This is a genomic window from Tepidisphaeraceae bacterium (genome assembly GCA_035998445.1).
Classification (GTDB): Bacteria; Planctomycetota; Phycisphaerae; order Tepidisphaerales; family Tepidisphaeraceae; genus DASYHQ01.
Genome location: DASYHQ010000018.1, coordinates 508,972 through 521,854, shown reverse-complemented (window position 1 = coordinate 521,854; position 12,883 = coordinate 508,972). Strand labels below are relative to the sequence as shown.

Genomic DNA, 12,883 nt, shown 5'->3' with positions numbered 1-12,883 from the left:
GGTTTTCTTTGGCATCGTGGTTTGGCCCTTTGCATTTAGGATCAATCGCTATACTCCTCGCCCATGAGCATTGTCTGGATCAACGACGCCTACGTTTCCGATGCCACCGCCCACGTGCCGATCCGCGATACCGGCCTGCTGCACGCCGCCGGTGTGTTCACCACGATGAAGGCCGTCGGTGGGGCGGTCGTGCGGCTGCCGCAACATTTGGCGCGCTTGAGGCAGTCTTGTGAGGCCCTTGCGATTCCGCTGCCGTACGACGATGCGGCGCTAATCGCGATCGCGGGGGAATTGCTGGCGCAAAACGGTCTCACCGACGCCCGCATGCGGCTCACCGTTACGCGGGGCAGTGCCGCGACGGCCGGCGACGGTTTATCGCCCACCGTGTTCTTCACCGCCGCCGAACAGGCGCCGTACCTGCAGGTGTTGTACGAGCGCGGCATGACGGTCGTCCTCATCGACGATCAGAAGCTCAATCCTTACGACGTGCAGGCGGGCCACAAGACGCTGAACTACCTCAGCCGCCTGGCCGCGCTGCGATCGGCCAACGTGCGGTCGGCGGGCGAGGCGCTCTGGTTCGACGTCCACAACTACCTGCAGTCCGGCAGCATCTCCAACGTCTTCATCGTGAAGGACCGCGTGCTGATCACGCCCCCTACACCTGCTGACATGCGGGACGAAGCGATCGACGCCGCCACGCCATACCCGCGCAGCTGCGTGCTGCCGGGCATCACGCGGCAGGCCGTCATCGACACCGCCCGTGCGCAGGGCATCACCGTGAAGACCGCCGCAATCGACGTGAACGCGCTGCTGGCCGCCGATGAGGTCTTTCTGACCAACAGCATGATGGACGTCATGCCCGTCTGCCGCATCGAGCGGTCGGCGATCGGCGACGATCGACCAGGGCCGACCACGAAGCAGCTGGCAACGGCGCTCGCTGGATGAGTTTGGTATGAGGAACGGAAATTTGTGTAACCGTCGCCCGGCGGTACGATTGCTCCGCACCGTTTCACTCCTACGGAAAACCAACCTATGTCGTACCGGCGCCCCTCCTTTGCGGTCGAGACGCTTGAAGGCCGCACGTTGCTCGCCAGCGTGCCTGCAGGCTTCACGGAAGAACTGGTGGCGACCGGGCTCGAGAAGCCCACCGCCATGCAGTTCGCCCCCGATGGCCGGCTGTTCGTCGCCGAACAAGGCGGGGCGCTGAAGGTCATCACCGCTGGCGGCGCGCTGCTGTCGACGCCGTTCGTAACCGTTCCCACAGTCGCGTACAGCGAGCGCGGGCTGCTGGGCGTCGCGTTCGATCCGGACTTCGAATCGAACCAGCACGTCTACGTCTACTACACCGCCTCCACGCCCAACACGCACAACCGCCTGTCGCGCTTCACCGCCAACGGCAACGTCGCGGTGCCCGGCAGCGAGACGATCCTGCTGGAACTGGACCCGCTGAGCGCCGGCAACCACAACGGTGGGGCGATAAACTTCGGGGCCGACGGCAAGCTGTACGTGGCCGTGGGTGAGAACAATCGTCCGATCGAGGCGCAGTCGCTTAGCAACCTGCACGGCAAGATGCTGCGCCTGAACCGCGACGGCACCATTCCGACCGACAACCCGTTCTACAACCAAACCACCGGCAACAACCGGGCCATCTGGGCGCTGGGCCTGCGCAACCCCTTCTCGTTCGGCGTGCAGCCCGGCACCGGCAAGATGTTCATCAATGATGTCGGACAGCAATCGTGGGAGGAGATCAACCTCGGCGCCGCAGGCGCCAATTACGGCTGGCCCGGCACCGAAGGGCCGACGAACGACGCGTCCTACGAGTCGCCCCTGTTCGCCTACCCGCACTACATCGGCAGCACGTTCAACGGCGCCGCGATCGCCGGGGCGGCGTTCTACAATCCGCAGACGGTCGCGTTCCCCAGCCACAACGTCGGTGACTTCTTCTTCACCGACTACGTCGCAGGCTACGTGCGCCGGTTGGACCTGGGTGGCAGCGCGCCGACCGTCCAAGAGTTCGCCACGGGTCTGGCGTCCCCCATCGCGCTGGCGGTGGGCGACAACGGCTCGCTGTACTACCTCGAACGCGGCAACGGCGGGCGCGTGGTGCGCGTGAACTACGCGCCCTCGCAACCGCCGAGCGTCACGACGCAGCCGCAGAGCCAGACGGTGACGAGTGGAAAGCCCGTCACCTTCACGGTCGGCGCTTCCGGGCCCGGTACACTGTCGTACCGTTGGACGCGCAACAATGTCACCATTCCCAACGCCACCGGCAGCAGCTACACGATCAACGCGACTAGCACGTCCGACAACAACGCCGTCTTCCGCGCGTTCGTCACCAACGCCTTCGGCACCACCGGCAGCAACGCCGCCACGCTGACCGTCACCAGCAACACCGCACCGATCGGCACCATCACCTCGCCGGCCGCCGGCACGATTTACAATGGTGGGCAGACGTTCTCCTTCAACGGACGCGCGACGGATTCGCAGGACGGCGCGCTGCGCGCGTCGCGCTTCGCGTGGCGGGTCGATCTGCACCACGACTCGCACACGCACCCGTTCGTCGCCACGCGCACCGGCGTTACCAGCGGCACGTTCACCATTCCCAACACCGGCCACACCGAGACGAACGTCTTCTACCGCATCACGCTTACCGTGACCGATTCCGGTGGCCTCACCCACACCACCACGCGCGACCTTCAGCCGCGCAAGGTCAACCTGTCGCTTCAGACGAGCGTGCCCGGCCTCTCGCTGGCGCTCGATGGGCAGCCGATCAAGTCCCCCGTCACGCAGCAGGCCGTCAGTGGCATGCTGCGGCAACTCGGCGCGCCCGAGACGCAAACGCTGAACGGCGTCACGTACCGGTTCACCGGATGGTCCGACGGTGGGGCGGCCACGCATAACATCACCATGCCCACGGCCAATACGACCTACACCGCCACGTACGCGGCCGCGACGTCCGGGCTGCACGCGACGTACTACAACAATCCTGACTTCACCGGCACGTCCGCGTCGCGGCTCGATGCTGCCGTCAACTTCGACTGGGACCGCGGCGCGCCGATGGCGCCCATCGCCGCCGACACGTTCAGCGTGCGCTGGACGGGCCAGGTGACGCCGCAGTACTCGCAGACGTACACCTTCTATACGCAGTCCGACGACCGCGTGCGCCTGTGGGTGAACAACAGGCTGCTCATCGACCTCTCCACCGACGGCCCCGTACGCGAACGCTCGGCCACCATCGCGCTTACCGCCGGCGTCGCCTATCCCATTCGCGTGGATTACGTGGAGAACACCGGCCACGCGGTGATGCGACTGCTCTGGTCCAGCTCGTCGCAGTCGAAGCAGGCGGTCCCCAGCAGCCGGCTGACGCCGTCGGTGCTCCGCCCCAGTGGCTTGCAGGCCACCTACTACGACAACGCCGACTTCACCGGGAAGAGCATCACGCGCCTCGATTCCACCGTGAACTTCAATTGGGGCTACAACTCGCCCGCCCCCGACATCGGCGGCGACACGTTCGCCGTGCGCTGGGTCGGCAAGATCGTCGCGCCGACGTCGCAGACCTACACGTTCCACACGCAGGCCGACGATCGCGTGCGCCTCTGGATCAACGGCAAGCTGCTGATCGACCTCTGGACCAACGGCTCCGTGCGAGAACGCTCGGCCACCATCGCGCTGGCCGCCGGCATCGAGAACGACATCCGCATCGACTACATGGAAAGCACGGGCCACGCCATCATGCGCCTGCTATGGTCCAGCCCGACGATGAGCAAGCAAACCGTGCCGACTTCAGCGCTGATTCCGCTGGTGTGAAGGCGGGAAGGCTGAAGCTGACGGACGGCGTTCTGGAGGCGCGCATTCGCGTCAACGCCGCCAAGGGAATGTTTCCCGGCGTCGCCGTCCCTCGTTCTCACGCGAGATACGATCGGGAGTGGGGACCCGCAATCGCTGGCCGGATTTGCTGGATCCTGCGCGTGTGTGTTGTCGCGGATTCGATCCCCCGTTGTTCGGTAACCGTTCACCTGCTATAACGCACCTTGGGCATGGGCCAAGGATGGCGTCGCCCGCGGTCGTGTCGTTCCTCTCGGCCGCTCTGCTCAGGGACGTCTCAAGGACGCGTGATAACTCGATTGGCAACCGTTCGCCTGCGCTGGAGTTGCGTGTGGGTGGGACGAAGACGTTGTACACCACGGATGGCCGCATGAGCTCGAAGTTCTGTCACCTGCACGTTCACACGCATTACTCGCTGCTCGACGGGGCCTGCAAGACGTCGAAGCTCGCCAAGCGCGCCAAAGAGCTGGGGATGGACAGCCTGGCCATCACCGACCATGGCAACATGTTCGGCGTGATCGAGTTCTACAACGACTGCAGGAAGGAAGGCATCAAGCCGATCATCGGCATGGAGGCCTACATCGCCCCCGGCGCCCGCGATGACCGCAGTGGCAACGCGGGTGAGACGGCGTACCACCTGCTGCTGCTGGCCGAGAATTTCGAGGGGTACAAGAACCTCATCCGGCTCAGCAGCCGGGCGTATCGCGAGGGGTTCTATTACAAGCCGCGCATCGACAAAGAGATTCTGAAGGAACACAGCCGTGGCCTGATCGGCACCAGCGCCTGTTTGGGTGGCGAGGTCGCCAGCGCACTGCTGAAGCGCCGCGACTGGAAGTTCGCCAAAGAGGCGGCCGAGACGTACGCGAAGATCTTCGCGCCCGATCGCTTCTTCATTGAAGTTCAGAAGCACATCAAGGAACAGGACCAGGTCAATCCCGAACTGGTCGAGGTCGCCAATAAGCTCGGCGTGGGGCTGGTGGGAACGAACGACGTCCACTTCCTGAAGAAGGAAGACCATCACGCGCACGACGTGCTCTGCTGCATCAGCATGGGCCGTCTGTTGAACGACGAGAACCGGCTCAAGTACCCGACCGAACTGTACCTGAAGAGCGCCGACGAAATGCAGGCCGCGATCGGCCAGTTCCCCGGCGCGATGGACAACACGGTGCGCATCGCCCAGATGTGCAACGTGGAGCTGGACTTCACGAAGCAGTACGCCCCGGTCTACAAGGTGCCGACGGAGAAGCTGCGCAACCGTGGCATGGGCGTCTCGCCCATGCATGTGGCCGGCGCGGAAGGCGTTGTTTTAGCCGATCCGACCGATCAAGCCGCTGCCACAAATGGAATTTCTTTGCCTGCTGACCCGCATGGGCGAGACGCCCATGCCACGGCCATGCAAGACGGCATCGATGGTGCCCTCGCCACTCCGACCAAATCCGACGACGAACTTTACCTCCGCCAGCTCTGCGAAGATGGCCTGCTGTGGCGCTACGGCACCACCGACGTCTCTCAGGCCGTGCGCGATCGGCTGGAAAAAGAGCTGACCGTCATCATCAGCAAAAACTTCTGCAGCTACTTCCTGATCGTCTGGGACTTCTGCAACTACGCGCGCGACAACGGCATTCCGGTCGGCGCCCGCGGTAGCGGTGTCGGGACGATGGTGGGATACCTGCTGGGGCTGTGCAACGTCGATCCGTTGACGTACGGGCTGCTGTTCGAGCGGTTCATGGACCCCAGCCGTAAGGAAATGCCCGATATCGATATCGACATCTGCCAGGACGGCCGCGGGCGCGTGATCGATTACGTGCGCAACAAGTACGGCCACGTCGCCCAGATCATCACCTTCGGCACCCTCGCGGCCAAGGCGGCGTGCAAGGACGTTGGCCGCGTGATGGGCGTGCCGCTGGCGGACATCGACAAGCTGACGAAGCTCATCCCCGGCACGCCCGGCATGACGCTGGAAAAGGCGATCAAGGACGTGCCCGAGCTGCGCGAACTGGTCAACAGCAACCCGGTGATCAACCAGGTGATGGACCTCGCCAAGCAGCTCGAAGGCCTCTGCCGCAACGCCGGCATGCACGCGGCCGGCGTCATCATTGCCGACATGCCGCTCGACGAGCTGGTGCCGCTGTACAAGGATTCCGACGACAACATCCTCACGCAGTTCGAAGGCCCGATCGCTGAGAAGTGCGGTTTGCTGAAGATGGACTTCCTGGGCCTGCGCACGTTGTCGGTCATCACGCGGGCGGTGAAGCTGGCCAAGGAGAACGGCCGGCTGCCGGACGACTTCGACATCGAGAAGATCGACATCACCGACCGCAAGGTGCTCGACCTCTTCTGCCGCGGTGAGACGCGCGGCGTGTTCCAGTTCGAATCGGGCGGCATGCAGGACCTTCTGATGAAGATGGCCCCCGACCGCCTCGAAGACCTCATCGCCGCCAACGCGCTCTATCGCCCGGGCCCGATGGAACTGATCCCCAGCTACTGCAACCGCAAGCACGGCCGCGAGCCCGTGCCGAACGTCCACCCGATCATGGACAAGCTCCTGAGCGAGACCTACGGCATCATGGTCTACCAGGAACAGGTCATGCAGATCTTCAACGAGCTGGGCGGCATCGAGCTGTCGGCCGCGTATAAGCTGATCAAGGCGATCAGCAAGAAGATGACCGACGTCATCGCGAAGTTTAAGCCCGAGTTCCTCAAGGGCTGCATCGCCAAGGGCATCACCAAGGAACAGGCCGAGCAGATCTTCGAGCACATCCTGAAGTTCGGCGGGTACGGCTTCAACAAGAGCCACAGCACGCGCTACGCCGTGGTGGCGTTCCAGACGGCGTACCTGAAGACGTACCACCCGGTGGAATACATGGCCGCGCTGCTGACGTACGAAATCGGCAGCACGGAAAAGATGGTCGAGTACATCGAGGAATGCCGCCGGATGACGCTGGCGGACGGCACGAAGGGCATCAAGGTGCTGCCGCCGGACGTGAACGTGTCGGCGATGGACTTCACGCCGGTCTACGTGGAAAAGGAAGGCCCCAAGGGCAAGAAGCTTCCGAAGACCGCTGCCACCGGCAAGCCACCGACCGAGGGCGTCATTCGCTTCGGCATGGCCGCGGTGCGCGGGGTGGGCGCCAAGGCCGTGGAGGCCATCGTTGCCAACCGCAAGGAGAAGGGCCCGTTCAGCGGGCTGTACGACTTCTGCGACCGCGTCGACGCCCGCACCGTGCAACGCGGCACGGTGGAAGCGCTGGTGAAGTGCGGCGCGTTCGGTTCGCTGCGCGGCAACCGCGCGCAGTTGCTGGCGGCACTGGAGCCGGCGTACGAGGCCGGCGCCGGCGCGCAGGCCGACCGCCGCAATGGCCAGATGGCGATGTTCGGCGCGCCCGCGGCCAGCGCGGGGCAGAGTGCCAATGCGCTGGGCGATGCGCTGCCGGATATCGAAGATCTGCAAAGCGCCGATCTGCTGAAGTTCGAGAAGGAACTGCTCGGCTTCTACATCACCAGCCATCCCCTCACCGAACACCAGACCGCGCTGGAGCGTTACAGCACCGCCAGCACCAAGGAAGCGATGAACCTGCCGGAAGGCACCGAGGTGATGATCGGCGGCATGATCAACCGCGTGAAGAAGGTCGTCACCAAGAACGGCCGCAGCGCCGGCATGCCGATGGCGATGATCACGCTGGAAGACATGGACGGCCAGATCGACGGCACGATGTTCGCCGAGACGTTCGCCGAGATCATCCGCGTCTACCCCGATGCCGTGTCGGCCGAGGCGATCGTCTTCGTGAAGGGCAAGGTCGACCGCAAGCGCGAGACCCCGAGCCTTATGATCAACGAAGTGACGCCCGTGAAGGATGCCATCGGCAAGCTCACGACCGACATCGGCCTGAAGATCGATCCTGTTAAGCACGCCCCGGACACGCTGGCGCAACTGAAGCCCATCCTGGCCGCCCACAAGGGCCCGATGAAGGTCTACCTGCAGGTGCCCACCGCCAAGGGCCGCGTGGTGGTCTGGCTGAAGGAACTGGCCGTCCGGCCGTCGAAGAATCTGAAGGATGACCTGGACCGCCTGCTGGGGGCCGAGAACGTGTTGTTCAACGGCGCGGGAGCGCGCCGGATGAAGCGCCTGCAACAGCAACAGATGTTCAAGGAAGAAGCCGCGACGGAGTCGTCCGCCATGTCGCAGGACCTTCCCGATGCCGACGACCTTGCGATCGCCGAGGCTGACGCCGACATGCTGGAAGAAGCCGCGGCGTAGCCGCGAAAGCCGGGGACGGGGGTGGCGAGCCCGATTCGGACTTCCAATCTTCTGTAGGACAGGCATTCCTGCCTGTCTCTCCCCCCGTCTTATCTCCCCCCGAATTTCTTCTGCTTCTCATCTGTGGCACAGGCATTCCTGCCTGTGTCTCTTTCTGCCTTCGGTTTTGCATTGGGTGGGACGGACATTCTTGTCTGTCTCTCTTTGCGTCGCGCCTCCATCAGCAGAAAAGAGGCGCGAAGACGCGAAGACGGACGCGAAGAAAGGCCGTGGTTGTTGCGCCAATCACGCCTGAATCGCGCAGCGCGGGCGTAGAGATAGAGAGCGCGTTCTTTGACAATCAAATAGCGGACTGTCGAGCCAGCGCTTCGTCCAACTCAACCACCCGATGGTGCAAAATGGTGCATAATGGTGCACGAATTCAGCTTTCCGCTTACCCAAACCGCCGTCGCGGCACTGAGTCGCAAAGATCCCCTTCGCGAACACTTCGCGCCTTCGTGCCTTCGCGTCTCTTCTCTATTGATGGAAGCGCAACGCGAAAGAGAGACAAACAAGAATGTCCGTCCCGCCGGAAGCGAAGAATAAAAGAGACACAGGCAAGAATGCCTGTGCCACAGAGCGAATACGGGGGGAGAGGCAGACGGGGGGAGAGACAGGCAGGAATGCCTGTCCTACAGAAGACCGCGTCGGGCGGCACCGCGGTCAGGGGTGGTCGCCGGTGCCGGTGTCTGTCGTCTCAACAGTCTTACAGTCCCGTTGCCAAGGTACCGCCGACGTGCGGCAAGTCGTGGGCGACATCGGGATGGCTGGCGCAGTTGCTGACGGCCGTCGCATGGGCGGCCCAGAAGGCGTCCAGCGTCGTGTCGAGCGAGAAGCGGTTCGTGCGGGCAACCGTCGCCCGGGCCATGCGCGAGCGGCGGGCGTCGTCGGTCAGCAATTCGTCGATCGTCTGGCACCAACGGTTCGCGTCGTCGCTGGCAACCACAACACCCGTCACGCCGTCCTCGATCGATTCCTTCGGGCCGCCTTCATTGCTGACGATCGTCGGCAGGCCGCAGGCCTGGGCTTCCATCACCACCTGGCCGAGCGTGTCGGTGCGGGAGGGGAAGATGAACAGATCGGCCGACGAGTAAAGCGGCACGAGCTTGGCGTCGTCGCAGCTGCCGAGGAACCGCACGGGCAGGCCGATCAGTTCCTGCTTCATCTCGTCCAGATACGGTCCGTCGCCGGCAATCACCAGGGCCGTGTCGTTGCGGGTGGCGCAGAGACGCTTGAACGCCTCGGCCAGCAGCGGCAGGTTCTTCTCCTTGCTGATCCGGCCGACGTACAGCAGTTGCTTCGGTTGCGTGACGTTCAGGTCGGCCCAGACGTTGATGTCGCGCCCGGCGGGGTTGAACGTGTCGGTGTTGATGGCCGCGGGCAACGCCAGCACTTTGTCGTCGGCAATGCCCAGGTCCTGCAGCTTGAAGCGGTAGGCCTTCGATCGCGTGAACACGCCGGCCATGCTTCGGTACATCCACTGCATGTAGGTGGTCGCCCCCTCGGTCACACGGTGGTCGCCGGTCAGGCGTTCGACGTACGCGGGGAAGTCGGTGTGGTAGGTCCCGAGCAACGGCACGCGCAGCATCTTGGCGACGATCCAGCCGCAGAGGCCCATCGGGCCCGGCGTGGAGACGTGGATCGCGTCGAACTGCTGGCGGTCGGCCCATTCCATCACTTCCAGGAAGGGCGGCAGGTTGAGCGATAGCGACTCGTAACAGGGCATGGGTCGCGACAGCAACGGCTTGAAGTTGCGCCGGCCGGGCACGTGGTAGTGGGTGTCGTTGGCGCTCGTGTGAACGTGCAGTTGCAGGCCGCGGGCTTGTGCCTTGGCGGCCATGTCGCGGATGAAGCGGGCGACGCCGTTGGTCTCGTCGAGCGTGTCGGTGAACAGGCCGATCTTCAGTTGGTCGGCCGACTTGCACGCGGTGCGGCCGGTGATCTCGCGCAGCAGGTGCCGTTCCTTGTTCTGGTGGAACAGCGCGAAGTAGTACGGCGACAACACGAACTGCTGCGCCGCGATCGCGCCGATGCCCTCGAACAGCCCGGAGAAGCTCGCCTTGTCGAGCGACGTGCTGATGTAGTCGGCAATGCCGCGCGACACGTCGCGATTGACGGCGTTCACGAAGTCGAACATCGGCACGTGCTCGCCGAGCGGTGGCAGGCCCTTGGCCAAGGCGTCGCGCAGGTCGGGATGATCGCTCAGACGCTCGCGGGCGCTGTTGAGGAACAGGCGTTGAAGCAGCTTCGTGCTGCTGTTGGGGTCGGTGGTCGCGGGCGTGGAAGACGGCCCGACGGACGGCTGAATCGCGTTCGCGTCCTGCACAATCGGCGCGGGGGCAGGCTGGGCGACTTCCGGCCGGTTCAACCGCAGGCGGTTGGCGAGGTCGCCTTTCCACTTTTTGATCTTGCCGCGCATCACCAGCGAGGCCATCTCGGCCTTGCCGGGCATGCGGCGTTCACCGGCGAAGGTCTGCAATAGCGACGCCGCCAGGTTTGGTGTGCCACCGCTGGGCTCGAGCAGCGAGCGCCCGTAGTACCGCACGGCCACGCTGTAGAACGTGTGGGCGAGCTTCGGACTGCTGCCCGCCTCACCACCGGGGGCGCAGCGGCCCTCGCGCAGGCACTGCAGCACGTCGGCGACGGTTTGCGTGCCCTCGGGGAACTCGGTCCAGGCCCGGCCGATGTTCAGCAGGCCGTGATCGTCGCTGCCGGCCGTGCGCGACTTCACCCACGGCTGGGGCCACTTTGCCGGCAAGTTGTGTTTGTCGGCCAGTCGCTGGATGTGCGCTTCGGTCAGGCTGTCCAGCACCGGCTCGAACGCCTCCCGGTGCAGCGAACTGTGGGCGCCGTTCAGGCATTCGAAACCCTTGAACAGCAACAGCAGCCGTTCGAGGTGCCAGCGTTCCAGCCGATCGTTTTGGCGGTACAGAGGGTGCGCGACCGAATGGGCGATCTGATTGGCTTCGATATAGGTCGCGACGTCGTAGATGTTCCTCGCCATCGCCTGAAGCGCTTCGTGCTGGGCCGGGCCGATGCCGTAGACGAGCAGGTGGAGCTTGCAGTTGTCCTCGGGGAACCAGGTGGTCATCTCCTCGCCCATGAGCACGTCACCGAGGTGGACGATCTGCTGTACGCCGTCGAGGGAATCGTGATCGGTGAGGGCGACGAAGTGCATGCCGCGCGCCTTGGCCTGGTTGTGGACCTCGACGGGCGAGCTATAGCATTCGGGGCACTTAATGGCCCCGAGCATGGCTTCCGCGGGCTTGTTGCTGGCGCTGGAATGGCAGTGCAGATCGACCCGCCGGGTGGCGCTGCTGCTGACTGGCGAGGAGTTGTTTTGCATCTGCGTACCTTTCGCGAGCACGGGAACCGAGCGCCCGACATTCCACTTGTTACCGTATCGCGGCGTCCAGCGATATGGCAAATTTTTCGGTAACACACCACCCCTAGCGTGGCGCCCCGATCCAACCGACCTTCGATTTGCGACGGATAAGCGAAGCGTTTGGGTTTGGAGACCGCTTCTCCAGAACACTTGGGGGCAAGAACGAAAACGTCCCGGATGTCTAACAGTTGAACGACCCGAGTGAAGCCTGTCTGGTCCCCTCTCCCGGCGTACCGGGAGAGGGGACCAGACGTTCAACGCTCTAGCCGCGAGCTTGCTCGCGATTGGTGACGAACCCATCGCGAGCAAGCTCGCGGCTAAACGGGGTGACGGGAAGGTCCGTCATTTTCTAAAGTTGATCGTTGGACGCGCCGACCAAGGCGTCCAACGTGGCGCGGGCGCGACCGGAATCGATGGCGATCCCCGCGGTGGCGATCCCCGCGCGGATGTCGGTGGCTTTCCCGGCGACCACCAAGGCGGCGCCGGCGTTCAGTAGGGCGATGTCGCGTCGGGGGCCGGTCTCACCGTCCAAGATCCGGCGGATGGCATCGGCGGACTCGTCGACGCCGTTAACCTGAAGGTCGGACAGTCGGCCGTAGGGCAAACCGACCGCTGCCGGGTCGAGCGTCCAACTCTTCACCTGGCCGTCGCGCAGCTCCGCGACGCGCGTCGGACCGAGCGTCGATAGCTCGTCCAGCCCGTCTTCGGCGTGAACGACCCAGGCCCGGTCGCTGCCCAGCTCGCGCAATACCTGCGCGAAGCGGTCGGTCAGTTCTGGAGAGAACACACCAAGCAGCTGATGGCGCGCCTTGGCGGGGTTCGAGAGCGGCCCAAGCATGTTGAAGATCGTCGGCACGCCAAGGCTGGTGCGGGCGCCGGCGACGTGCTTCATGGCCGGATGATGACTGCGGGCGAACGCGAAGCAGATGTTGGCTTTCTCCAGGCAGGTCGCCAATTGGCCCGGCGTGCGTTCCAGCACGACGCCCAGCTTCTCCAGCACGTCCGCCGACCCGGACTTGGAACTCGCCGATCGGTTCCCGTGCTTCACAACCTTCACCCCCGCCGCCGCCGCGATGAGGGCGGCGGTGGTGGAGATGTTGAACAGCCCGGTCGCCCGCAGCTTCGACCCACCGGTGCCGCAGGTGTCCAGGATGACGTCACCGGTCGCGCAATCGATCGGCACCGACTTTTCGCGCATCACCGTCGCCGCGCCGACGAGTTCATCGACCGTCGTCCCCTTGGCCGCCAGCCCGATCAGCATGCCACCGATCTGGGCCTCCGTCGCCTCGCCCGACATCAGGTGAAGGAACGCGTTCCGCGCCTCGTCACGCGTCAGGTCCTCGCGGCGGCAAAGTTTGAGGAGAAGGTCTTTCATG

Annotated in this window: 5 protein-coding genes; 3 read left to right on the top strand and 2 right to left on the bottom strand. The window is 64.4% G+C overall.

What is annotated here, in order from left to right; all coding sequences use genetic code 11:
• Positions 1-63 precede the first annotated feature (63 nt).
• The 3 genes from VGN72_08860 to dnaE all read left to right on the top strand — a co-directional run bounded on the left by VGN72_08860 (position 64) and on the right by dnaE (position 8,083).
• Complete coding sequence (locus tag VGN72_08860; GenBank protein ID HEV7299458.1) at positions 64-945, top strand: aminotransferase class IV; 882 nt, start codon at positions 64-66, stop codon at positions 943-945.
• Positions 946-1,032: 87 nt separating this feature from the next.
• Entirely contained in the window at positions 1,033-3,807 is a 2,775-nt protein-coding gene (locus tag VGN72_08855) for a PQQ-dependent sugar dehydrogenase (protein HEV7299457.1), read from the top strand.
• A gap of 388 nt (positions 3,808-4,195) precedes the next feature.
• Positions 4,196-8,083, top strand: a complete 3,888-nt coding sequence (dnaE, locus tag VGN72_08850; protein HEV7299456.1) for a DNA polymerase III subunit alpha — start codon at positions 4,196-4,198, stop codon at positions 8,081-8,083.
• 745 nt (positions 8,084-8,828) lie between these two features.
• Here dnaE and VGN72_08845 read toward each other — a convergent pair.
• Positions 8,829-11,468, bottom strand: a complete 2,640-nt coding sequence (locus VGN72_08845; protein HEV7299455.1) for a glycosyltransferase — start codon at positions 11,466-11,468, stop codon at positions 8,829-8,831.
• A gap of 388 nt (positions 11,469-11,856) precedes the next feature.
• Positions 11,857-12,882, bottom strand: a complete 1,026-nt coding sequence (gene trpD / locus VGN72_08840) for an anthranilate phosphoribosyltransferase (protein HEV7299454.1) — start codon at positions 12,880-12,882, stop codon at positions 11,857-11,859.
• Position 12,883 lies beyond the last annotated feature (1 nt).